Consider the following 21,590-nt stretch of genomic DNA (forward strand, 5'->3'; position numbering starts at 1 on the left):
TTTGTTCTTCTCTACTAAGTAAGGTAATAAAAACTTGCGAAATATATAGCTTCAACTCTTCTAGAAAGACTTTAACACGGTCATTTTTCGTATAAAGAATACCCTCAGTTAACCATTCAATTAAATCTGCATAACCTAAGATCAAGAGTTTACGTTGAGATTGTAGCAATTTAGATTCTTCTTCGGAGATGCTGTATTTGCTAGGTTCTTTCCCATCACCGGACAAATATATAAGTTGCCATCGGTTGGAATATCGTTGTTCTAATTCATCAGCATAATCTTTGAGTTGATTCTTTTGATCGACAGCAAAAGGTTTATTTTCAATACACAATGCGTAATTTTCACCATTAAAGTAAATCTCAACTAGGATATCCATCCTTCTTAAAGTATCTAAGCGCCAATTCGTTTCTTCTAATTTCACTGTAATTTTAGATTTATCTAAGTTAATTTTTTGCCAACATTCATCTAATTCATTTTTTCTAATTTCAATCCATTTTTTAATAAAAAGATAATCTTGTCCATGACTCCCGTAAGGGTTTAGTAGATCGCCTAGGATATTACTAAGTGTTAATTCATCTGTACGAAAGTAGCTAAAAATAGAAAAATTTGGTGCTAGAATACTTTGATATCGATTTAAAAATAACGAATGTACTTTTTTTTCTCGAACAACCTCATCTAAGAAATTAAGTAAACCTTTTGGTTGCATAATTTCTCCTTATTATTAAAATATTTACGTTAAAAGGCTTAATTATTGGAATTTATAGTATATGCATAAAATTACGTTAATTCATGCGGATATTACAAGATTTCCAGTACAAGCTATCGTTAATTCAGCAAATAAATCTTTACTTGGTGGTAGTGGGCTTGATTATGTTATTCATAAAAAAGCAGGACCATTAATGAAAGCCGAATGTGTTCGCTTAAATAAAGAAAAAGGCGGTTGTCCAACAGGTCAGGCAGAGGTAACTACCGCAGGTAATTTACCTGCAAAATATATAATACATGCAGTTGGACCAAGATGGTTTGATGGTGAGCGTAATGAGCCACAGTTACTTTGTGATGCTTATAGTAATGCGCTTTTCAAGGCAAATGAATTTCATGCATCTACTGTTTCTTTTCCTAATATTAGTACAGGCGTGTATGGTTTTCCTCGACAATTAGCTTCTGAGATTGCCATTGGAACAATTCTATCTTTATTACCTCAATACGAGCATGTTGAAGAGGTATTCTTTATTTGTCGTGAAGAAGAAAACTTTATAATTTATAAAAATATTCTGTCAAAAATTGAGGATCCGAATATTCAAATCCTAATTTCTTAGATTAAATAATTGAGAGTTCATATAAGAATTCAGCTACAATTTTAGCTAATAATTCATGTTCTTCTTGTGACTCAACAATATCAACCATTAGATCATCTAAACCTGTTTGCTCTTGAATAGTGACTCCTTGGATTTCAAGATAAGTCAGCATCACAGCTAAGCCAGTTCGTTTGTTACCATCAACAAAAGCATGCCCTTTTGAAATTGCTATACCAAACCAGGCAGCGATCTCAAATATATCGCTTACATCGCTGTAATACATCTGTTGATCTATACGACTTAAAACACTTTCTAGTTTTTCAATATGGCAGCCTGCCCGTCCTACACCAGTTTGTACTAGTATTTCGTCATGTACTGCTATAACAAACGTAGAGCTGATTAAACTCATTTATAAGCGAGCTCTTGAAGTTCCGCTTTATGCTGATTAATAACTCGTTTAGCACTATGCATCACAACACGTTTTGTTGCTTCATCATTGCTAAATTGAATTGGTAATACTTGACCTGAAACTTTTTGGCGATTTGAAACTTGATCAAGGCTATAGTCTTTTAAGCGTTTTCTCATATTCATAGCTCCATTAATAGAGATGTTTATTTTAGCTCAAATTTTACAATTAGGTGCGATAGTGAGGATCTTTTCTAGGAATAGCTGACTCAGAGTCTATATCAAAGAAATCATAAATCTTAGATGCGGTTCGGGAAGTAAATAATGTCTTATCCATATAGACAATTACTTTATCTTTGTTCATATCGTAAATTACCCGACCTCGTGGAATCTGCTCATATTCATAAGCTCTAAGCTCTGGATATTCACTTTGTACATTTTTCCAATACTCGATATGCGTGTAAGGACTATCAATTAAGCCAATTGAATCAGCATCACCTAAATTAAACACATGAGCTATACCTATGACTTTATTATTCCAATACCAAAAAATCCCTATGTTCATTATCAACCTGTATTTTTAATTTCTCTAAAATTAACATAATACACGTTATACGAATTCCCAAGGCATGGCTTTTAGTTATGCTTTTTTTATCAAAAGAGTATACCCGAATGAGAAACAGCGAAACGGTAAATAGCTACTATCATTAGACTTGAAACCATAATCAAATGACAGTGTTATCATAGGACTTTATAATTTAAGTACAAATGATAAAACATGAATACACGAATCTATCTTCGCGCCTCTACCAAAGATCAGGATGCAGAAAGGGCATTGGCTGAACTGAATGCTCTCAACAACTCGTTGGAATTGGGGAAGCCAATCATCTATGTTGAGCATTACAGTGGAACAAAGCTAGAACGGCCAGAGCTGAATAAGTTGCTGCAGGAAGCAAACCAAGGAGATGCATTACTTGTTGAAAGTGTGGATCGGCTATCACGACTAACCCAACATGACTTCAATGGGCACTGTTGCAAATAGGCTGACATGATAAGCTAAATATCTTATTTATTTCGAGATACAGCAGATGAATCCCTTCCATGGTCGGCACTTTCAAGGTGAAATCATTCTTTGGGCTGTTCGTTGGTATTGTAAATATGGCATCAGCTATCGTGAACTTCAAGAAATGCTCGCTGAACGAGGTGTGAATGTTGACCACACCACAATTTATCGTTGGGTTCAGCGTTCTGCTCCAGAAATGGAAAAACGCTTACGCTGGTATTGGCGTAATCCTACAGATTTACATTCATGGCATATGGATGAGACTTATATCAAAGTGAAGGGGCGATGGACTTACCTGTATCGTGCAGTTGATCAACGTGGTCATACGATTGACTTTTACCTTTCCGCTAGACGGAACAGTAAATCAGCCTATTGTTTTTTAGGAAAGATCTTCAATACGGTGAAAAAATGGCAAATTCCACGGGTCATCAATACAGATAAAGCAGCGACCTATGGCCATGCTTTATCACGGTTAAAGCGAGAAGGAAAATGTCCAGTAGATATTGAGCACAGGCAGATTAAGTATAAAAATAATGTCATTGAATGTGATCATGGTAAGTTAAAGCGGATCATCAGGGCCACATTAGGATTCAAATCTATGAAGACGGCTTATGCCACAATTAAAGGTATTGAAGTCATGCGTGCACTACGTAAAGGACAAGCATCGTCATTTTATTATGGTCAGCCTCAAGGTGATGTGTGTCTAATCAACAGGGTTTTCGGTCTCTAAGCACTTTTAAAAAGGAACTTCATCGACTCAAATCTCTATTTGCAACAGTGCCCGAAACATACGGTGATGTTTTACCCTCAACGTCTTTCAATCAGATGGTTTGATTGGCTTTCTAGATATTCAAACAAACATTTGCTGTAACAGCCCTTTTTTCCAAAGCTTGGCTTGTTCTAGCTGCTCTGAAACAACATCAATTTTTTGGTCGATGCTTGATAAGAAGTCAGCAATTTTGGTTTGTTCTTCGAGGCAAGGAATAAGTATTTCTATTGAAGATAAATCCGAACTATTAATCGCAGGGTAACTTGTACCTGTACAACGATTCATAACTTCATCTAAGAACGTCTTTTCATGTAAAGCATAGTAGATAAATTTAGAATCCAATTTTGTACGAATTTGAGCATAGCCTGTTGAGGCAACATACTCACCACTTAAGTTGAAGTAATAATTATTCTGCTGATAAGGACGAACCATTTGAAACAGTACATCGCCTTTAGCTAATAATCTTTGTGCTCGACTTGGTGCATCCTGTAGCTCAATATGTTTTTGAAGTAACAGTCGCCCTTTTTCAACGCTTTCCAAATCAATATAAATAAAATTTTCAGGTAATTTTTTAGCTTTAGGATTAATTTCTACTACATCTTTAAGTTCCTTTTCCTCCCATTCCCCAAACTCACTACCATCATCCGCTTTGAAACGAATCTGCTGACTAAACAGCTTTTGCATCATGCCTTGTTTATATTGGCTCAGAAGGTGGAGTTTTTGCGAAAGCTGACTAATCTTTTCATCCACTGCTGAAAGAAAAGAGGCGATTTTGGTTTGTTCTTCTTTTGATGGGGCATTAATTCTAATAACTTTAAAATCGTCAAAATACAAACGTAATCTATCTGGCACTGTTGGGCTAAATCCTAAAAATTTGATAGAAAAATTAAATGTTGGCATTAATTTTGCATTTTGGTGAGAAGTATGAAACTCAGAGATATTTTTTGGTATGCAAAATCAACATATGCAAGATACTTTTATTGAAAAGCCATCTTCTGCTGCAAACGAAACACTTGAAGACTATACTTTACGTTATGCTCCATATAGTTTCCGTCGTTGGAGTCCTAAAGTCGTCGCAATTACGGCATTAGGAGGTATTGCATATCTGGCAGACTTTTCGATTGGTGCTAGCATTGGTATGACATATGGGACAACGAATGCCATTTTTTCTATTTTATTTGCTGCACTTATTATCTTTTTAACAGGTCTTCCATTAGCTTATTATGCAGCTCGCTATAATATCGATTTAGATCTGATTACGCGTGGTGCTGGTTTTGGATATTTTGGATCGGTACTGACGAGTATTATTTTTGCAAGTTTTACTTTTATTTTCTTCGCTCTCGAAGGTTCTATCATGGCTCAAGGCTTATTGCTTGGGCTCGGAATTCCTTTATGGATGGGCTATCTCATTTCTACTATTATGGTTATTCCATTGGTCATTTATGGGATGAAAGCCTTAAGTACTTTACAAGTTTGGACCACACCTATCTGGTTGATCTTAATGATTGGCCCTGTTGCTTATTTGATTTATCAAGAACCTGAGCTTGTAAGTCAATTCGCTGCTTATGCTGGAAATGGTGGTTTTGCAGCAATAGATGTGGCTGCAATTATGTTGGGTGCTGGAATTTGTCTATCTTTAATTATGCAAATTGGTGAACAAATTGATTACCTACGTTTTATGCCTGCAAAAACTAAAGAAAATAGCAAAGCGTGGTGGATAGCTGTTATTTCAGCGGGTCCAGGTTGGGTAATTCTAGGCGCAATCAAACAAATTATTGGTGCTTTCCTTGGTTTTTATTTGCTGACTAAAATTCCTGGGGTTGATAGCACGGAACCTGTACAACAGTTTAACGCAGCTTTCCATGATATGCTTCCAGGTTGGTTTGCACTTACTTTAGCGGTAATTTTGGTTGTTATTTCACAAATCAAGATTAATGTAACGAATGCATATTCGGGTTCATTGGCATGGACCAGTGCTTATACACGTATCAGCAAGCATTATCCAGGTCGTATTGTATTTGTATTGGTTAACCTTGCAATTGCTCTTGCGTTGATGGAAGGTAATATGTTCGCAGTGCTTGGTAAGATTTTAGGTTTTTATTCTAATTTTGCCATTGCATGGGTTGTGGTTGTAGCGACTGATATCACAGTGAATAAATACTTATTGAAACTCTCTCCAAAAGAACCAGAGTATCGCCGTGATATGCTTTATAATATAAACCCAGTAGGTATGGTGTCATTTCTTGTCGCTGCAGGAGTCTCCATTGCAACCTTTTTTGGCATGTTGGGTGAATTTCTAATGCCATATTCACCTTTAATTGCTCTGATTTTGGGCTTTGTTTTGACTCCAATCATGGGTTTAATTACGAAAGGAAAATATTATATTAAAGCTACAGATGATGGGGTAAAAGAACCACGTTATGATGCTACTGGGCTACCTATAGCAACAGTTTATCATTGTGTGTCATGTGATGAAGATTATGAAAGACCTGATATTATGTATTCACATAAGCACAAAGGTGTTATTTGTTCTCTATGTAAGACTTTGGAAAAATAAATGATTTTTCAGATATCTGCTTTTTAATAAGCTGAATTTCGATCAAATCAATAACCCTGATGATTTTGCATCAGGGTTTTTTAATATTGATTGGGGAAAACTCTATAAAAAGTGCGGGAAAATCTATTCTAATCCAAAGAGTGGATACAACATCCATCTCGAATAACCCGACAGCTGCTATTTTTGTCTTAAATGTCCTGACATCATTTAAATGAGAAATCATATTTTCTTGAAGTTTTCATTTGGAGTTTCTGAGCAATATATACGCTTAAATGTGGTGTATGTAGAAAAATTGGTGCAATAATTGCTTTGAACGTTGGGGTGGTGCATTTTGTGAAAGCGATTTATATTTTGAATCAATTTGGATCAAAAGCAGTCCTAAAACAAAGTCAAGCATGGAGAAAAAATGGAAATTTATACTCAACGATTAGAAGTAGTTACAGAAAATTGTGACTTTGATGTCATTGAGCTGACTTTCGATACGCGCCAAAAGAGCCGTTTTCGTGCAACTTTAAAAAATGGGGTGGATATTGGTGCAGATTTGCCGCGTACAGGCATTTTACGCAGTGGGTCATATATTTCGACGGAGAGCGGAAATATTCTTAAAGTTGAAGCGAAACCAGAAAAACTGATGAAAGTTTCGGCTCAGCAAGAATTTGATTTATTAAAAGCTGCATATCATCTCGGCAATCGTCATGTTCCCTTAATGTTGACGCCAACAGCATTATATTTCGAACCAGATCATGTACTGGCTGAAATGGTAGTGGGTTTGGGATTAAACGTTGCAGAGGTAGATCATCCTTTTGAACCTGAAAGCGGTGCCTATGCACAACATCAACATGATCATCGCTTAAGCCCAATCAAGACTTTACATCATGTCCATCACTAATCCATCGCAACTACTCAGCCTGTTGACCTTGTCATCAACTGCGTTACCGATTGGGGCATATTGTTATTCGCAAGGCGTGGAAAGTGCCATTGATCAAGGGCTGATTCATGATGAAGCCTCCAGCATGGCTTATTTTGAAGAAGTGCTGGAAATGCTCTTGGTTCGTTTTGAGTTACCTGTGCTGAAACGTTTAATGCAATACAGTGATGACGAAGAAAATTTTACTTACTGGGCAAATTTTTATCGCGCCAGTCGTGAGAGTAAAGAGTTACTGGCGGAATCGAAACAGTTGGCATTTTCTTTAAATGCATGGATTAGAGACGTATTAAAGCAACCCGTTAAAGTCAAAAAACAGCTGGGCTTTGTTCCAGTGTATGGAAGCCTGTGTGGCACCTTGGGGCTAAATCAATCCGAAGTACTTACAGCGTATACCTTTACCGTTTTAGAAAATCAGGTCTTGGCGGCAGTCAAAACCGTACCGCTTGGGCAGATGAGTGGTCAGCGTATTTTGTGGCATTTACATGCGCTTATTCCTGCAGCAATTGCGCGTGCACTGGAGCTGCAAGACACTGAAATCAGTAGTGCCTTACCGCAATATGCCATGCTGAGTATGCACCATGAGACCCAGTATTCAAGACTATTCAGATCATAATTTTAAGAGGAAAAAACATGTCACAACGTAGCCCATTACGTGTAGGAATTGGTGGACCAGTCGGGTCAGGTAAAACAGCGCTAACTTTGAATTTATGTCAGGCCTTGCGTGAAAAATATAATATGGCAGTCGTCACCAATGACATTTATACCAAAGAAGATTCAAACTTTTTAACCCGTAATGAAGCCATGTCTCCAGAGCGTATTGTTGGGGTAGAAACTGGCGGTTGCCCGCATACCGCCATCCGTGAAGATGCGTCTATTAACCTCGCGGCAATTGATGACTTGTGCGAAAAGTTCGATGGGCTTGAGCTGATTATTATTGAAAGTGGTGGGGATAATTTAGCGGCTACGTTTAGTCCAGAACTTTCAGATTTAACCCTGTATGTGATTGATGTGGCAGGGGGAGAAAAGATTCCACGTAAAGGTGGTCCGGGCATTACCAAATCTGATTTGTTGATTATCAATAAAACAGACTTGGCACCAATGGTCGGTGCAAATTTAAGTGTGATGGATCAAGATGCTAAACGTATGCGTGGTGATAAGCCGTTCTTGTTTAGCAATATGAAAACCAAAGAAGGTCTGGAAATTATTATTTCGTTCATTGAAAAACAAGGTCTATTCAAAGCGTAATTCGGGGAAACACAATGACTTATTTAAAAAGAACTTTAGCCACTTTCGCCGCAGCTTTTCCAATGTGGGCAATGGCACATCCTGGTCATGAACAACAGAATAGTTTTTTAACGGGCTTTATTCATCCCTTTACTGGAATTGATCACCTCACGATGGCGATCGCTTTTGGTGTGCTGCTGTGGTCAGCGGCTAATCGATGGAAAGTAGGCGGATTGTTGGGTTTAGTTATTGCCATGATTGCAGGTTTTAGCCTTGGGCAATTGCATGTGGTGTCTGCGAATATTGCTGAATACGGCATTGTTTTCTCCTTATCTGTTCTTGCCATTGCCCTATGGACCAAAGCCAATCAACTATTTGCAGTTGCGACCATGGTTTTAGCAAGTTTTCATGGCATGGCGCATGGTGCCGAATTGAATCATTCAGGTCATGTGATCGGTTTAGTCTTCGGCATGGTTGTTGCAATGTCTTGCATCTACGCAGGTGGATTGGGTTTAGGCGCTTTGGTACAAAAATATGTGCCACATGGTAAGAAAATTGTCGGTGGAATTGCTGCAGTTGTTGCATTGATTGGTTTGGCTTAATGATATTCAGGTCATTTTGATGAACAAGTTTCAGCACACCAGATTATTGGTATTCATCACGCAGAGGAAGCATGCAGGATTTAACCGTCAGTCGAACGCATGATGCCCAATTATGGTTTGCCAAGTTGGAACTCGGCTTTCAGGCTCAAAAAGAGCCTGAATGCACAGTGTTACATCACCGCAAACATTATGGTCCAGTGCGGGTACAAAAAATGCTTTGGCCTGAAAAAACAGGGGTTTGCCATGCCATTATTGTGCATCCCCCTGCGGGCATTGCGGGTGGGGATCACCTGACTTTTGATATGTCTGTCGGCCCGCAGGCACATGCCTTAGTGACCACCCCTGGCGCAGGTAAATGGTACAAAACCAATGGTAAAAAGGCCTATCAGCATATCAATATAAGTTTAAATGCTAATGCTATTTTTGAATGGTTGCCGCAAGAAACCATGCTGTTTAATGGTGCGAATGCGCATTCAGAAACCATCATCCATTTGGATCAGGCAGCCAGTTTTATTGGTTGGGACATGTTGGTGATTGGTCGCCAAGCACGTGAAGAGCAATTTAGTGATGGTGCCTATATCAACATGTTCAAACTGTTTCGTAATCAGACTTTGTTGGTTGCCGATACCTTAAGTTTTAAGGGAAATGACCGTTGGTTAAGTTCATGCCTAGGCATGCATGGTCAATCTGTGATGGGAAGTTTCTGGGCCGTGCCTCCCGTGCAATATCGTGCCAGTCTAGATTTAGAAGAGCATCTGGATTTAATCCGTGAACTGATGATGCGTATGGATGTACCCGTCACCTTAACGGTTTTGGATGATGTAGTTTGTGCGCGCTATTTGGGGAATGATGTTCGGCAATGTCATGATGCTTTTGCTGCTATCAGAGCTAGATTAAGACGCTATTGGTACGATCTGGATGAAGAATTTCCTCGTATTTGGAGAACATAAAGTGATTTTAGCCTGTAATTTCAAGACCAAATGACACAACGATTTTTGGTCATGCACGGCTCATGAGCGAAGCATCTCCACGTTTAAATAGGTAAAAGATATGGAATTAAATCCAACAGAAAAAGACAAACTTTTAATTTTTACCGCGGGCTTGGTTGCAGAGCGCCGTAAAGCACGTGGTTTAAAGCTGAATTATCCTGAAGCGATTGCGTATATTTCTGCTGCCTTGCTTGAAGGTGCACGCGATGGCATGAGCGTAAGCGAGTTGATGCACTACGGCACGACTTTACTCAGCCGCAATGATGTGATGGATGGCATTGCAGAAATGATTGTTGAAGTCCAAGTTGAAGCAACCTTTCCAGATGGCTCAAAACTGGTGACTGTACATCAACCGATTATGTAAAGAACTATAAGGAATAAAGATGATTCCAGGTGAAGTAATTACGCCAGATCGCGATATTGAGTTAAATGTTGGACGTGAAACCCTAAAAATAACGGTTGCGAACGCAGGGGATCGACCGATTCAAATTGGTTCGCATTTTCACTTTTATGAAGCCAATGATGCTTTGCAATTTGAGCGCGAGCGTGCCAAAGGCTACCGTTTGAATATTGCAGCGGGCACCGCAGTACGTTTTGAGCCGGGTCAGAGCCGAGATGTCGAATTGGTGGCACTAGCTGGAAAGCGTGAAGTGTATGGCTTTGCGGGTCGAGTGATGGGGAAACTTGACTAATTTAGGCTATCAAAATCTTTTTTAAGAATTTAGAGTAATCTATGATGAAAATGTCACGTCGTGCATATGCGGAAATGTTCGGACCAACCGTAGGGGATCGTGTTCGCTTGGCGGATACGGAACTTTTTATTGAAGTCGAACAAGACCTGACCACTTATGGTGAAGAAGTTAAATTCGGTGGCGGTAAAGTCATCCGAGATGGCATGGGGCAATCCCAATTATTGGCAGATGATGTTGCAGATACCGTCATTACCAATGCGCTCATTGTCGATTGGTGGGGCATTGTGAAAGCCGATGTCGGTTTAAAGAATGGTCGTATCTGGAAAATTGGTAAAGCAGGAAATCCAGATATACAACCCAATATTACCATTCCGTTGGGAGCTGCCACGGAAGTGATTGCGGGGGAAGGTCAAATTCTCACCGCAGGTGGCATTGACACACATATTCACTGGATTTGCCCGCAACAGGTAGAAACTGCACTCATGTCTGGTACAACCACCATGATTGGTGGCGGAACAGGTCCAGCAGCAGGGACATCTGCAACCACGGTTACACCGGGACCATGGCATATTGCGACCATGTTGCAAGCCATCGATGATTTACCCATGAATATTGGGCTATTGGGCAAAGGAAATTTGAGTTTGCCCGATCCTATCTGCGAACAGATTGAAGCAGGCGTCGTGGGTTTAAAGCTGCATGAAGACTGGGGTTCAACCCCTGCTGCCATCGATAACTGTTTAACGGTTGCCGATGAATACGATGTTCAGGTTGCCATTCATACCGATACTTTAAATGAAAGCGGATTCTTGGAAGAAACGCTGGCGGCATTTAAGCAACGCACCATTCACACCTATCATACCGAAGGTGCGGGTGGTGGACATGCCCCCGACATTTTAAAAGCCATTGGTCAAGCCAATGTGTTGCCATCTTCGACCAATCCCACCCGTCCTTATACCGTTAATACCATTGATGAGCATTTGGACATGCTGATGGTTTGTCATCATTTAGATCCTGCAATTTCAGAAGATGTTGCATTTGCCGAAAGTCGAATTCGTCGTGAAACCATTGCCGCCGAAGATATTTTGCAGGATTTGGGTGCAATTTCCATGATGTCGTCCGATTCACAGGCAATGGGGCGTGTGGGTGAAGTGATTATACGTACATGGCAAACGGCACATAAAATGAAAGTACAGCGTGGACCGCTGGAAGGTGATACGCCACATACCGATAATCAGCGGGTTAAACGTTATATTGCGAAATATACAATTAACCCTGCCATTACCCACGGTTTAAGTCATGAAGTCGGCTCGGTCGAAGAAGGCAAGCTGGCAGACTTGGTGCTGTGGAAACCTGCATTTTTTGGTGTTAAACCTGCCATGATTATTAAAGGCGGTATGATTGCAGCAGCGCCAATGGGTGACATCAATGCGTCCATTCCAACACCACAGCCTGTGCATTACCGTCCCATGTTTGGCGCAAATGCGCGCGGTGCACATAACACCTGTATTACCTTCTTGTCTCAGGCAGGAATTAACAATGGCGTAGCGGAAAAATTAGGTCTGAAGAAAATCATTTCTGCATGTAAAAACACGCGTAATATTTCCAAAGCTGACATGAAGCACAACACCTATACACCAGTGATGGAAGTTGATCCAGAAATTTACGAAGTACGGGCAGATGGCGTGCATTTAACTTGTGAGCCAGCAGAGGTATTACCAATGGCTCAGCGTTATTTTTTATTTTAAAGATTATCTTTTTAAGACCTAAAATATTCAGTCTGCGGATCATGTTTGGTGTGATGCAGACTTTAATGATTGATATTGTAAGAGTATTGTAGCTCTGATGATATTGGGCACTGTTGCAAATAGAGATTTGAGTCGATGATGTTTCCTTTAAAAAGTACTTAGAGACCGAAAACCCTGTTGATTAGACACACTTCACCCTGAGGCTGACCATAATAAAATGACGATGCTTGTCCTTTACGTAGTGCACGCATGACTTCAATACCTTTAATTGTGGCATAAGCCGTCTTCATAGATTTGAATCCTAATGTGGCCCTGATGATCCGCTTTAGCTTGCCATGATCACATTCAATCACGTTATTTTTATACTTAATCTGCCTGTGCTCAAGGTCTGGTGGACATTTACCTTCCCGTTTTAACCGTGATAAAGCACGTCCATATGTGGGTGCTTTATCCGTGTTGATCACTTGTGGAATTTGCCACTTCTTCACATTATTTAAAATTTTTCCAAGAAAACAATATGCTGATTTGGTATTACGTCTAGAAGAAAGATAAAAATCAATGGTATCGCCACGTTGATCGACTGCACGATACAGATAAGACCATCGTCCATTCACTTTTACATAGGTTTCATCAATATGCCACGAGCTCAGATCTGTAGGATTACGCCAATACCAGCGTAAACGTTTTTCTATTTCAGGAGCATAACGTTGAACCCAACGGTAAATAGTCGTGTGATCAACATTCACACCCCGTTCGGCCAGCATTTCCTGCAGTTCACGATAGCTAATGCCATATTTACAATACCAGCGCACAGCCCAAAGAATGATTTCGCCCTGAAAATGCCGACCATGGAAAGGATTCATATGCTGCACCTTTAGCTAAAACAGTCTTCAGCTTACCATTCGTGGTTAATTGCAACAGTGCCAGACTGAATGAGACATTAAGGACTTCAAAGTATAAAAAACAATAATACCTTTCCTCATAATTGCGCTGGTTGCTTATGCTACTATAAAACTGAGCCTTCTATTGCTCAATTTTTTATGCCCATTTTTCTTAACGATTACTCTAATTTTTATAAGGAAACGCACTGATGTGGTTAGCAATGCTAGCAGTAGTAGTAGTAGGTCTAGCAATCTTGGTTTGGAGTGCTGATGTTTTTATTGATGGTGCCGTCGCTTTAGCTAATAAGCTGAATGTACCCAGCTTTTTGATTGGTGTCATCATTCTAGGTGTAGGCACTTCAGCACCAGAGATGATAGTGTCCATGTTAGCTGCTTTAGAAGGTAGCCCTGGGCTGGCATTGGGTAATGCTTATGGTTCTAACATTGTTAATATCGCCTTAGTATTAGGCGCAACGGTATTAATAAGTCCAATTATTATCCGAAAAAGTATTATCAATCGTGATATGCCTTTACTACTGTTGGTGACGGCAGTAGCTGCTTGGCAATTAAGCGATGGTGTCTTAGGTAATACCGACGGTATAGTATTGATAGTGCTTCTAGTCGTTGTCTTAGGCATACAAATCATCTTGAGCATGCGTGAAGGCAACCACGAACATGAAGACGATACTGTAGAAGAAACTGCAAAGGCTGAACACAGTATGGCACAAGGTTTAGGTAGGTTATTTCTTGGTTTGTTCGTATTAATACTAAGCTCGCGCGCTATCGTTTGGGGCGCTACTGAACTTGCTACTTTATGGGGCTTGAGTGAGCTTATCATTGGTCTCACTATCGTCGCTATCGGTACGTCACTGCCTGAATTAGTTTCGAGCTTGTCGGCCGCACGTAAAGGTGAGCATGATATGGCTTTGGGTAATATTATAGGCTCTAACGTTTTTAATACTTTAGGAGTCGTAGGTATAGCAGCACTCATTGCGCCTATTACTCCGAGTAGCATTATTCTGTCGCGTGATATATTAGCGATGAGTCTCTTAACCTTACTACTGTTTGTGATGTGTCTATTTGCATTTAAAACCAAGCGTGTATTCGGTCGTACTTCTGGCACTACTTTAGTACTATTTTTCGTCGGCTATACTGTCTGGTTAATTCAGACGGTCAGTCTGTAGCAAGTTACTAATAATGGCACTGTTGCAAATAACCACGAATGGTAAGCTGAAGACTGTTTTAGCTAAAGGTGCAGCATATGAATCCTTTCCATGGTCGGCATTTTCAGGGCGAAATCATTCTTTGGGCTGTGCGCTGGTATTGTAAATATGGCATTAGCTATCGTGAACTGCAGGAAATGCTGGCCGAACGGGGGGTGAATGTTGATCACACGACTATTTACCGTTGGGTTCAACGTTATACGAATCTAAAAATGGGAGCCTATAGCTCCCATTTTTATTGTTAAACGTTGAATCCTATATGTTTTCCTGTTGGAAGCTCTACATCAATACGGAGCTTCCCACCCATTGCCTCAACATACTTTTTCATGGTTGAAATCTTAAGATCATTGCCACGATTTTCTATTGCTGAAAGCGATGGCTGTTTTATTCCCAAAGTTTCAGCAAGCTCTTTTTGAGAAATTTCGAGTTCTTCACGAATAAGATGAAGCTGATTTTCTAGCAGTAATTCATCAGCCATTTTTTGAATACGGGCTTGGCTCTCTGGAGAGCGGCTAGCTAACAATTCTTGCAGAGTCTTAGCCATTAGATTTATCTCCTAATGTTGAGAGATGAAGTTCATATTGTTGATCTGCAATCGCTAGCATCTCTGTATAGAATCGCTTTTTACCACCTTTATCACCAATACACAGCACAATGGCCTATCGTAATGGATCAAATGCAAAAAAAGCTCGGAGTGGTTTACCACGATGTTGAACACGAAGCTCTTTCATATTGGTAAATTTAGAGTCATACACGGTATCTACTAAAGGGCGGCCTAAGCTCGGTCCCTGTTGTTGCAGAACAACCAAAGCAGCTAAAACCTTCTCTTGTGTTGATTCATCTTGCTGTTCAAGCCATTCATTAAATAGATCTGTCGTAATGACTGTCCACATACCACAATCAAAATATAGATTATAGTCTATATTTTAGGGGCATTATGTTTGTTTTGCAAATGAGAAAGGATAGGCAATAAAAAACCCCGGTATCCTGCCGGGGTTTTTTATATATGAGTAGTTAATGCTAGGATAATTAAAGCAAAACATACCAGAATAATTTGGTCATGAATTTTATAAAAATAGATAGAAGGAAAACGTGAGCATGAAAATTCAGTCTTATATTTTAGTATTCAGTTTGTTTTTTCTAAATGGCTGTTTTTTCGATACTAATGAAATTAATAACAGCAATATCGATCCGTCAGTATCCACTGAAAATACTAATATCAAACCTCTAAAAAGTGACTATAAGCAATTTTTTATTTTAGCTAAAAATGTAAGGTTTGATCCAAATTTAGCTCAACTAGAAGCAATCTTTCAAGGAAATTTAACTCTTCATAATAATTGTTTATCCATCATAGTAAGAGGTGATAGAGAAACTATGCATACTCTAGTCATACCTAAACAATATGAGGTCTTTTTCGATAATCAGAATAAGGTGATAGGTCTAAAAAATATTAAATCAAAAGAGCTTTATAGATTAGGTGAGTCTTTACAATTTTCAGGAATAGCTTTTTATGATGAAAAAATGAAGTTAGGTGAAAAGCTACCTGATTACTGTGCACCAAGACTCGCTTTACCTGGGAGCATTGAAAAATTTAAAAAATAACTTATCCGTCATTTTAATTCTACAGGCTAAATATTACTTCATAAAGAACGAGGCTTAGTCCTCGTTCTTTATGGATGATTTTTCAAATCATTCAACATAGCCTCACGCAGAATTTTGTTCATTCGTGTCTGATAGCCTTTACCTTGAGCCTTTAACCACTGCATAACATCGGCATCAATGCGAACAGTTGTCACTTGTTTAGTTGGCTTATAAAACGGATTTTGAACTGCATTTTTCCAAAAGCTTTTATCAAGTTCAGGAATATCCGAAAAGTCTATTTCACTGTCTGGGCGTTTAGCTAAAGCCTCAAGTCTTGTCTTTTGTTCTTCAGATAAAACAGGAGGGTTATTCAAATCCACTTTGTAAGTAACGGTTTTGTTCATACTGTTTCCTCTCTTTTTTCTCTGCCTGTCGTGCTGAAATAATACGGATATGATCAATCCCATTATGATCTTGCACAGTATGGGCTACTAATAAAACTGTCTTCCCGTGTACGAGACCTATCGCTTGCCAACGATATTCACCATTCTCAAAGCGATCCTGTTTGAAGACGGCATGAGCATCATAAAAAACCAATGTTGCATCTTCAAAAGCTACACCATGTTTTTTGAGGTTTGTATCTGCTTTATGCTCATCCCATGAAAACTCAATTTCCATAGTTGCATCGCTTTTTGTTAATATAAAAATGTTAATACAAAATTGTAAATTTTGCAAAGTTGTTCCATTTTCTATTGGCAAAATCTTACAGAATCGAACATAAAAAAGCCGACTTGTTTCAAAATCGGCTTTTTGGGCATTTTTTGGCTAGAGCTAAATTTTTAAATCTTTGATATTTACATTAATATACAAGTGTATTGCATATAATCGCCATTATGTTAAATGGACAATTAATAATTGAATATTTCACCTTTTTTTTTAATTAGTAGCTAAAATTACTTTATAATTTAAACTTATAAGGTATTTAAAGTGAAAAGTCCTCTTTCTAAAATATTTCTACTAAATATTCTCATAATGGCTGGTAGTGTTGCGTATGCCATTGAAGTTAAGCCATTCAAATTTATAAAAAATAATGAAGGTTATCCAGAAAATATTGGTTTATATAAAATAACAAATAAATACAGTGAGTTATATGTAAAACAGTATCCATTTTCTATTGAGAACAATAATAGAAATGCTGGTTTTATTAGTGAGATCGACCCACAATGTGAAATCTTAGAAAAGATATATAAGCAACAGCAGAATACTTATGTTGTAACAAGTACATGTGGCGCATGGTTTGGTATGAGTAGCCCAGAAAGCCATTATTTTATATATGAGTTTAACGATCTAGCAAAATTAATTAAATCTGAAACTATTGAATTCAAAGAGTCATTAGATATTACTATTTCAGAGCTTAATTCAGGTATAAAAATAACATCAAGCCAAAGTCCTAAAACTGGGAAAAAATATGATTATGAATACAAAAATGGGAGCTTATATGACTTCTCAACATCTATGAATAGAAATTTAGTTTCAAAAGAAAATGATAGAATCTGTAAGGGATTCTATGATCAAGTTTATACTCAATTTAAGTATTCTTATGTACCTGGTATGACTAATCTTTTTGAAATTTTACCTAGACATGCTTATTCATGGGTTCCAAACAAAATAAAATCTAGTGAAGAATTATCAGATAAATTAGCCAATGATTTAAAAGGGAAAGATCTAACACAACGTAGAAATGTTCCTTATTCAAGATTTAAACAAGACTATTGTTCTTAACTAAACTTAAGTATTCCTAAAATTAATATAATAGGTGCTATGCAAAGTCAAAATGTTAGAACCCATTCAAAATGGGAGCTATAAGCTCCCATTTTTAGTCTTTAATACGCTTTTTAGCTTCGTCATAAACTATGCTATCAGCTCGTTTCCCGACTGTGATGAGCAAGATAACTACCTGATCATCTTTAAATTGATAGACAAATCTGACACCAGCTTTTAATAATTTAATTTTATAGCAACCTGCAAGATTGCCTCTCAGCATATTCTTTGGAATATGTGGCTGCTCTATGACTTTGGCTAGTTACTTCTTAAATTGATCTCGTATAGCAACAGGGAGTTTTTCCCATTTGTGTGTCCTTACCCATTTAACCCATTTAAAATTATTAAATTAAAAAATAAATTGAACAACAGAAATAATATAAGTATATTTCTGGAAATTAGCTTTAAAGAGACTAAGTAGGTGAAAAGACTATTAAAAATTACATTAATCAGCGTAATGGTTCTTAATGCTCAAAATATATTTGCAAAAATAATTATAGATAATGCAAATTATCAATCTAAAATTATAAAATTAAATAGTACAAAGAATCCCAAAATAACAAGAGCTTGGGTAGAAACCGAGTTTAAAGAGGAGAAGAATAGGTCAACAGTTCTATATGAGATAGATTGCGAACAAGAAAAATTCCGAAGACTAGGAGGAGTTATGTACAAAGAAGTAACAGGTGATCCAATAGCTATGGAACCTACAAAAGAAGAATATATAATTCCAAATACAAATCTAGATACGCTTAAAAGGGAGGTATGTACAGGAAAATATTAGAAAAACTTGAGAGATTTGGGGGATCAGAGAATTATTGTAGTTATCCTGATCTAAATGACAATTCAAGAGTAAAGATAGAAAAAATTTGTTATTTAATTTAGGGCGGCACTGTCACACGAGGGTGTAAATAATTCTGTGTAAATACAGTTTTATTTACAGTCTCTAAAGCTCCCTTTTTATAGCCTCATAAAAATGGGAGCCTTCGAACTGCACCCCTTAAGCTCCCACTTTTTAAGGCACTGTTGCAAATAGGCTGACATGATAAGCTAAATATCTTATTTATTTCGAGATACAGCAGATGAATCCCTTCCACGGTCGGCACTTTCAAGGTGAAATCATTCTTTGGGCTGTTCGTTGGTATTGTAAATATGGCATCAGCTATCGTGAACTTAAAGAAATGCTCGCTGAACGAGGCATAAATGTGGATCACAGTACAATTTATCGTTGGGTTCAGCGTTATGCTCCAGAAATGGAAAAACGGTTACGCTGGTATTGGCGTAACCCTACAGATTTACATTCATGGCATATGGATGAGACTTATATCAAAGTGAAGGGGCGATGGACTTACCTGTATCGTGCAGTTGATCAACGTGGTCATACGATTGACTTTTACCTTTCCGCTAGACGGAACAGTAAATCAGCCTATTGTTTTTTAGGAAAGATCTTCAATACGGTGAAAAAATGGCAAATTCCACGGGTCATCAATACAGATAAAGCAGCGACCTATGGCCATGCTTTATCACGGTTAAAGCGAGAAGGAAAATGTCCAGTAGATATTGAGCACAGGCAGATTAAGTATAAAAATAATGTCATTGAATGTGATCATGGTAAGTTAAAGCGAATCATCAGGGCCACATTAGGATTCAAATCTATGAAGACGGCTTATGCCACAATTAAAGGTATTGAAGTCATGCGTGCACTACGTAAAGGACAAGCATCGTCATTTTATTATGGTCAGCCTCAGGGTGAAGTGTGTCTAATCAACAGGGTTTTCGGTTTCTAAGCACTTTTTAAAGGGAACATCATCGACTCAAATCTCTATTTGCAACAGTGCCGAATGAAATTCTACGTAAAGCAGCCGTTTTTTTTGCTCAGGCGGAGTTCTGTTAGCGGCAGTGTAAAAATGACCTCCCTTGGTGACATATTCAGCTCCTACAAAATTCAATAGTAGCTGAAGATCGACTTCATGCGACAAAACCGAAATATTGCCTCAAATAATTAAGGTTCGGTTACTAGGTCTGTAAAACAAACCCATTGCAGAAGAGTATTTAACTATCACTGATTTTTGTTACTTAATACAGATTTTAACAGTGGTTACTTTTTTGGTTACTACAATGTGGAATATCAAAATAATATATATAAAAAACATATATATAAATATTTATATGATGCGTAATATACGCATCATACATAAAGCGTTCTATTTTGATATAATTGATCCAATCAACCCATTGTTAGGTTTCATTTAAATTCCATGAGTCTTACTGAAATTAAAGTTCGCCAAGCTCATTGTAAGGAAAAAACCAGTTTTTTATCCGATGAAGATGGGCTTAGCCTGAAGATTGAGCCGAGTGGAAGAAAATCTTGGTGCTATCGCTATACAGATCCACAAACTAAAAAACGTCGACGCATTCAGTTAGGTCTTTATCCTGATTTATCGCTGAAAAAGGCACGACAAGTCAGAGATGACTTTAAAGACAATGATTTCTGTTTTGAACAAGATACTGCCTCTAATGTCATCACCTTTGGTAAGGTCGGGGAGGAGTGGTTACAGTTCAAACTGAAAAATGCCTTCAACGATCTACCCCGCTGTGGTGTACTACAGTTAGCAGAAAGATGCTTACAGCAAGATATTTATCCAGACCTTCAGGATCTACCTTTTCAAAACATCAAGCGTTATGACCTGGTTTCAGTAATCAAAAAAATAGAGGGACGCCAAGTAAAAGAACCTGTCAAGAAAGCTTGTAGTTATTTGAACCAAATTTATGACTACGCTGTAGCGATGGGTTATTGTGAATTCAACATCGCGCATGGTTTAAATAAAATCGCCATTAACAGTAAAATCAAGAAAAATTATCCGTATTTGAAAGCGGAGGATATATCTGATTTTAAGTATAAATTACAAAAATTGGATGCCCATCCGATTATTAAAAAAGCACTGATGTTTAAATTATATACTGGAGTGCGAGGGGCTGAATTGTTATTGTCTGAGCCTCATCATTTTGATTTAAATGAAAAAATATGGAAAATACCTGCCTTGCATATTAAACAGTTTCGACGAAAAGTCATATTAGGCCATGAGATTCCAGATTTTGTAGTTCCACTTTCAAATCAGGCTTTAGAGATTTTGAAAGACGTCATGCAGTGGTCATACGGTGAAAAATACCTTTTTGCTAGCCCTCGCAAACACAATCAACCGATTCATTTTAATACTCTAAATATGGCCATACGTAAGATGGGGTATGGCAAACATCAACTATCTTCTCATGGACTACGTTCTACTTTTAGTACCATTTTGAATGACTCAGGTTTGTTCCAAGATAATTGGATTGAGGCACAACTTTCACATATTGATAAAAACCGTACCCGTGCCAGCTATAATCACGCTGACTATTTAGCTCAACGGACTGAAATGATGCAGTGGTGGGGTGATTATTTAAGTACTAGTAAGTGAAAATCGTACTGAACCGTACCGGGTTTGTCGGAGACTTTTTTATTTAAGTTAGGCCACCTGACCTAACGGGTTAATCTTATCATAGTACATTGCTTCAAACTCAAAAGGCGATACATAACCCAGTGCACTGTGTACACACTTTTTATTGAACCAATCTACCCAGTTTAGTGTCGCAAGTTGTACATCCGCTAAACCTTGCCAATCTGCTTTTAAATATTCAATCACCTCTGTTTTGTATAAGCCATTCACCGTTTCAGCCAAAGCATTATCATATGAATTACCGGTTGTACCTGTCAACGGCATTTTAAAATTGACCCCTTTTACCTTAAAAATGGCGAAGTAAAATTGACCCCTTTG

At 38.2% G+C, this 21,590-nt stretch carries 26 protein-coding genes and 5 pseudogenes; 19 read left to right on the forward strand and 12 right to left on the reverse strand.

The annotated features are described in order from the left end of the window. Positions 1-706 (reverse strand): PDDEXK-like family protein (locus K1T76_RS13395; RefSeq protein ID WP_230245670.1); only part of this gene is annotated, 706 nt, incomplete at its 3' end. Between the two features lie 61 nt (positions 707-767). Between K1T76_RS13395 and K1T76_RS13400 the strand changes: the two genes are divergently transcribed. Beyond that, the gene (locus tag K1T76_RS13400; protein ID WP_178319656.1) at positions 768-1,319 is read left to right on the forward strand and encodes a macro domain-containing protein; all 552 of its coding nucleotides are present in this window, start codon (positions 768-770) and stop codon (positions 1,317-1,319) included. A gap of 1 nt (position 1,320) precedes the next feature. Here the strand turns inward: K1T76_RS13400 and K1T76_RS13405 are convergent, their stop codons facing one another. Genes K1T76_RS13405 through K1T76_RS13415 form a run of 3 tightly spaced genes read right to left on the reverse strand, consistent with a single transcriptional unit; the run spans position 1,321 to position 2,268 of the window. Next, positions 1,321-1,707, reverse strand: coding sequence for a type II toxin-antitoxin system death-on-curing family toxin (locus K1T76_RS13405; protein WP_161412404.1), 387 nt, complete (start codon positions 1,705-1,707; stop codon positions 1,321-1,323). After that, positions 1,704-1,883 (reverse strand): hypothetical protein, encoded by a 180-nt coding sequence (locus tag K1T76_RS13410; protein ID WP_004679044.1) that lies wholly within the window; start codon positions 1,881-1,883, stop codon positions 1,704-1,706. Before K1T76_RS13410 ends, K1T76_RS13405 begins: the two co-directional genes overlap by 4 nt. A gap of 49 nt (positions 1,884-1,932) precedes the next feature. After that, the gene (locus tag K1T76_RS13415) at positions 1,933-2,268 is read right to left on the reverse strand and encodes a hypothetical protein (RefSeq protein WP_161412403.1); all 336 of its coding nucleotides are present in this window, start codon (positions 2,266-2,268) and stop codon (positions 1,933-1,935) included. A 213-nt stretch (positions 2,269-2,481) separates the two neighbouring features. Between K1T76_RS13415 and K1T76_RS13420 the strand changes: the two are divergent. Next, positions 2,482-2,724: pseudogene (locus K1T76_RS13420) on the forward strand (recombinase family protein); the annotation flags it as partial. Between the two features lie 67 nt (positions 2,725-2,791). Further along, the gene (locus K1T76_RS13425; protein ID WP_230245671.1) at positions 2,792-3,496 is read left to right on the forward strand and encodes an IS6-like element IS1008 family transposase; all 705 of its coding nucleotides are present in this window, start codon (positions 2,792-2,794) and stop codon (positions 3,494-3,496) included. Between the two features lie 120 nt (positions 3,497-3,616). Here the strand turns inward: K1T76_RS13425 and K1T76_RS13430 are convergent. Continuing rightward, positions 3,617-4,333 (reverse strand): annotated as a pseudogene (locus tag K1T76_RS13430) (restriction endonuclease subunit S); the annotation flags it as partial. Positions 4,334-4,484: 151 nt separating this feature from the next. Here K1T76_RS13430 and K1T76_RS13435 point away from each other — a divergent pair. The 9 genes from K1T76_RS13435 (at position 4,485) to ureC (ending at position 12,272) form a co-directional block, all read left to right on the forward strand. Continuing rightward, positions 4,485-6,092, forward strand: a complete 1,608-nt coding sequence (locus K1T76_RS13435; protein ID WP_230245673.1) for a purine-cytosine permease family protein — start codon at positions 4,485-4,487, stop codon at positions 6,090-6,092. Between the two features lie 406 nt (positions 6,093-6,498). After that, complete coding sequence (ureE, locus tag K1T76_RS13440; RefSeq protein ID WP_004637160.1) at positions 6,499-6,981, forward strand: urease accessory protein UreE; 483 nt, start codon at positions 6,499-6,501, stop codon at positions 6,979-6,981. Continuing rightward, the gene (locus K1T76_RS13445) at positions 6,968-7,633 is read left to right on the forward strand and encodes an urease accessory protein UreF (RefSeq protein ID WP_043974037.1); all 666 of its coding nucleotides are present in this window, start codon (positions 6,968-6,970) and stop codon (positions 7,631-7,633) included. Before ureE ends, K1T76_RS13445 begins: the two co-directional genes overlap by 14 nt. Before the next feature lie 17 nt (positions 7,634-7,650). After that, a complete protein-coding gene (gene ureG, locus K1T76_RS13450; RefSeq protein WP_005100598.1) occupies positions 7,651-8,265 on the forward strand; it encodes an urease accessory protein UreG in 615 nt (204 codons plus the stop codon). A gap of 14 nt (positions 8,266-8,279) precedes the next feature. Beyond that, positions 8,280-8,846: a HupE/UreJ family protein gene (locus K1T76_RS13455; RefSeq protein ID WP_005244906.1), complete on the forward strand. Its 567-nt coding sequence runs from the start codon at positions 8,280-8,282 to the stop codon at positions 8,844-8,846. Between the two features lie 71 nt (positions 8,847-8,917). Beyond that, complete coding sequence (locus tag K1T76_RS13460) at positions 8,918-9,796, forward strand: urease accessory protein UreD (RefSeq protein ID WP_005244908.1); 879 nt, start codon at positions 8,918-8,920, stop codon at positions 9,794-9,796. Positions 9,797-9,896: 100 nt separating this feature from the next. Then, positions 9,897-10,199, forward strand: coding sequence for an urease subunit gamma (ureA, locus tag K1T76_RS13465; RefSeq protein ID WP_000422459.1), 303 nt, complete (start codon positions 9,897-9,899; stop codon positions 10,197-10,199). A gap of 19 nt (positions 10,200-10,218) precedes the next feature. Then, complete coding sequence (locus tag K1T76_RS13470) at positions 10,219-10,527, forward strand: urease subunit beta (protein ID WP_005244909.1); 309 nt, start codon at positions 10,219-10,221, stop codon at positions 10,525-10,527. Positions 10,528-10,571: 44 nt separating this feature from the next. Then, complete coding sequence (gene ureC / locus K1T76_RS13475; protein ID WP_043974056.1) at positions 10,572-12,272, forward strand: urease subunit alpha; 1,701 nt, start codon at positions 10,572-10,574, stop codon at positions 12,270-12,272. A gap of 158 nt (positions 12,273-12,430) precedes the next feature. On the opposite strand, the gene K1T76_RS13480 is transcribed toward ureC, so the two are convergent. Continuing rightward, positions 12,431-13,135: an IS6-like element IS1006 family transposase gene (locus K1T76_RS13480; RefSeq protein WP_001067784.1), complete on the reverse strand. Its 705-nt coding sequence runs from the start codon at positions 13,133-13,135 to the stop codon at positions 12,431-12,433. Positions 13,136-13,362: 227 nt separating this feature from the next. On the opposite strand from K1T76_RS13480, the gene K1T76_RS13485 reads away from it, so the two are divergent. After that, positions 13,363-14,337 carry a calcium/sodium antiporter gene (locus tag K1T76_RS13485; protein WP_104915062.1) on the forward strand — a complete coding sequence of 325 codons (975 nt, stop codon included), beginning with the start codon at positions 13,363-13,365 and terminating at the stop codon, positions 14,335-14,337. A gap of 77 nt (positions 14,338-14,414) precedes the next feature. Then, positions 14,415-14,576 (forward strand): annotated as a pseudogene (locus tag K1T76_RS13490) (IS6 family transposase); the annotation flags it as partial. 41 nt (positions 14,577-14,617) lie between these two features. Here K1T76_RS13490 and K1T76_RS13495 read toward each other — a convergent pair. Together K1T76_RS13495 and K1T76_RS13500 are read right to left on the reverse strand one after the other, a co-directional pair. Next, the gene (locus K1T76_RS13495) at positions 14,618-14,920 is read right to left on the reverse strand and encodes a helix-turn-helix domain-containing protein (protein ID WP_001140620.1); all 303 of its coding nucleotides are present in this window, start codon (positions 14,918-14,920) and stop codon (positions 14,618-14,620) included. After that, a pseudogene (locus tag K1T76_RS13500) lies at positions 14,913-15,269 on the reverse strand (type II toxin-antitoxin system RelE/ParE family toxin). Before K1T76_RS13500 ends, K1T76_RS13495 begins: the two are co-directional and overlap by 8 nt. Before the next feature lie 205 nt (positions 15,270-15,474). Between K1T76_RS13500 and K1T76_RS13505 the strand changes: the two are divergent. Then, entirely contained in the window at positions 15,475-15,978 is a 504-nt protein-coding gene (locus tag K1T76_RS13505; protein ID WP_104915066.1) for a hypothetical protein, read from the forward strand. Between the two features lie 68 nt (positions 15,979-16,046). Here K1T76_RS13505 and K1T76_RS13510 read toward each other — a convergent pair whose 3' ends face one another. After that, complete coding sequence (locus K1T76_RS13510) at positions 16,047-16,361, reverse strand: BrnA antitoxin family protein (protein WP_019838467.1); 315 nt, start codon at positions 16,359-16,361, stop codon at positions 16,047-16,049. After that, positions 16,324-16,635, reverse strand: coding sequence for a BrnT family toxin (locus K1T76_RS13515; RefSeq protein ID WP_019838466.1), 312 nt, complete (start codon positions 16,633-16,635; stop codon positions 16,324-16,326). The genes K1T76_RS13510 and K1T76_RS13515 overlap by 38 nt, the downstream gene beginning before the upstream one ends. Positions 16,636-16,944: 309 nt before the next feature. Between K1T76_RS13515 and K1T76_RS13520 the strand changes: the two genes are divergently transcribed. Beyond that, the gene (locus K1T76_RS13520; RefSeq protein WP_031946098.1) at positions 16,945-17,739 is read left to right on the forward strand and encodes a hypothetical protein; all 795 of its coding nucleotides are present in this window, start codon (positions 16,945-16,947) and stop codon (positions 17,737-17,739) included. Between the two features lie 94 nt (positions 17,740-17,833). On the opposite strand, the gene K1T76_RS13525 is transcribed toward K1T76_RS13520, so the two are convergent. Then, on the reverse strand, positions 17,834-18,028 hold the full coding sequence (locus K1T76_RS13525) for a type II toxin-antitoxin system RelE family toxin (protein ID WP_230245702.1): 195 nt from the start codon (positions 18,026-18,028) through the stop codon (positions 17,834-17,836). A 171-nt stretch (positions 18,029-18,199) separates the two neighbouring features. On the opposite strand from K1T76_RS13525, the gene K1T76_RS13530 reads away from it, so the two are divergent. From K1T76_RS13530 to K1T76_RS13540, 3 genes are all read left to right on the forward strand, one after another. Further along, positions 18,200-18,559, forward strand: a complete 360-nt coding sequence (locus K1T76_RS13530) for a surface-adhesin E family protein (RefSeq protein WP_179989163.1) — start codon at positions 18,200-18,202, stop codon at positions 18,557-18,559. A 298-nt stretch (positions 18,560-18,857) separates the two neighbouring features. Continuing rightward, positions 18,858-19,562, forward strand: coding sequence for an IS6-like element IS1008 family transposase (locus tag K1T76_RS13535; RefSeq protein WP_230245674.1), 705 nt, complete (start codon positions 18,858-18,860; stop codon positions 19,560-19,562). 471 nt (positions 19,563-20,033) lie between these two features. Continuing rightward, a complete protein-coding gene (locus K1T76_RS13540; protein WP_152342630.1) occupies positions 20,034-21,233 on the forward strand; it encodes a tyrosine-type recombinase/integrase in 1,200 nt (399 codons plus the stop codon). Between the two features lie 48 nt (positions 21,234-21,281). Here the strand turns inward: K1T76_RS13540 and K1T76_RS13545 are convergent. Beyond that, positions 21,282-21,524, reverse strand: a pseudogene (locus K1T76_RS13545) (integrase core domain-containing protein); the annotation flags it as partial. Between the last annotated feature and the right edge of the window lie 66 nt (positions 21,525-21,590).

This window comes from Acinetobacter sp. PW68 (assembly GCF_020982655.1).
In the GTDB taxonomy this organism is placed as follows: Bacteria; Pseudomonadota; Gammaproteobacteria; order Pseudomonadales; family Moraxellaceae; genus Acinetobacter; species Acinetobacter towneri_A.

What these genes read in the sequence shown, in the direction of transcription:
- K1T76_RS13400 (WP_178319656.1), top strand. Translation starts at nt 768, where the DNA reads ATGCATAAAATTACGTTAATTCATGCGGATATTACAAGATTTCCAGTA.
- K1T76_RS13405 (WP_161412404.1), bottom strand. Translation starts at nt 1,707, where the DNA reads ATGAGTTTAATCAGCTCTACGTTTGTTATAGCAGTACATGACGAAATA.
- K1T76_RS13410 (WP_004679044.1), bottom strand. Translation starts at nt 1,883, where the DNA reads ATGAGAAAACGCTTAAAAGACTATAGCCTTGATCAAGTTTCAAATCGC.
- K1T76_RS13415 (WP_161412403.1), bottom strand. Translation starts at nt 2,268, where the DNA reads ATGAACATAGGGATTTTTTGGTATTGGAATAATAAAGTCATAGGTATA.
- K1T76_RS13425 (WP_230245671.1), top strand. Translation starts at nt 2,792, where the DNA reads ATGAATCCCTTCCATGGTCGGCACTTTCAAGGTGAAATCATTCTTTGG.
- K1T76_RS13435 (WP_230245673.1), top strand. Translation starts at nt 4,485, where the DNA reads ATGCAAAATCAACATATGCAAGATACTTTTATTGAAAAGCCATCTTCT.
- ureE (WP_004637160.1), top strand. Translation starts at nt 6,499, where the DNA reads ATGGAAATTTATACTCAACGATTAGAAGTAGTTACAGAAAATTGTGAC.
- K1T76_RS13445 (WP_043974037.1), top strand. Translation starts at nt 6,968, where the DNA reads ATGTCCATCACTAATCCATCGCAACTACTCAGCCTGTTGACCTTGTCA.
- ureG (WP_005100598.1), top strand. Translation starts at nt 7,651, where the DNA reads ATGTCACAACGTAGCCCATTACGTGTAGGAATTGGTGGACCAGTCGGG.
- K1T76_RS13455 (WP_005244906.1), top strand. Translation starts at nt 8,280, where the DNA reads ATGACTTATTTAAAAAGAACTTTAGCCACTTTCGCCGCAGCTTTTCCA.
- K1T76_RS13460 (WP_005244908.1), top strand. Translation starts at nt 8,918, where the DNA reads ATGCAGGATTTAACCGTCAGTCGAACGCATGATGCCCAATTATGGTTT.
- ureA (WP_000422459.1), top strand. Translation starts at nt 9,897, where the DNA reads ATGGAATTAAATCCAACAGAAAAAGACAAACTTTTAATTTTTACCGCG.
- K1T76_RS13470 (WP_005244909.1), top strand. Translation starts at nt 10,219, where the DNA reads ATGATTCCAGGTGAAGTAATTACGCCAGATCGCGATATTGAGTTAAAT.
- ureC (WP_043974056.1), top strand. Translation starts at nt 10,572, where the DNA reads ATGAAAATGTCACGTCGTGCATATGCGGAAATGTTCGGACCAACCGTA.
- K1T76_RS13480 (WP_001067784.1), bottom strand. Translation starts at nt 13,135, where the DNA reads ATGAATCCTTTCCATGGTCGGCATTTTCAGGGCGAAATCATTCTTTGG.
- K1T76_RS13485 (WP_104915062.1), top strand. Translation starts at nt 13,363, where the DNA reads ATGTGGTTAGCAATGCTAGCAGTAGTAGTAGTAGGTCTAGCAATCTTG.
- K1T76_RS13495 (WP_001140620.1), bottom strand. Translation starts at nt 14,920, where the DNA reads ATGGCTAAGACTCTGCAAGAATTGTTAGCTAGCCGCTCTCCAGAGAGC.
- K1T76_RS13505 (WP_104915066.1), top strand. Translation starts at nt 15,475, where the DNA reads ATGAAAATTCAGTCTTATATTTTAGTATTCAGTTTGTTTTTTCTAAAT.
- K1T76_RS13510 (WP_019838467.1), bottom strand. Translation starts at nt 16,361, where the DNA reads ATGAACAAAACCGTTACTTACAAAGTGGATTTGAATAACCCTCCTGTT.
- K1T76_RS13515 (WP_019838466.1), bottom strand. Translation starts at nt 16,635, where the DNA reads ATGGAAATTGAGTTTTCATGGGATGAGCATAAAGCAGATACAAACCTC.
- K1T76_RS13535 (WP_230245674.1), top strand. Translation starts at nt 18,858, where the DNA reads ATGAATCCCTTCCACGGTCGGCACTTTCAAGGTGAAATCATTCTTTGG.
- K1T76_RS13540 (WP_152342630.1), top strand. Translation starts at nt 20,034, where the DNA reads ATGAGTCTTACTGAAATTAAAGTTCGCCAAGCTCATTGTAAGGAAAAA.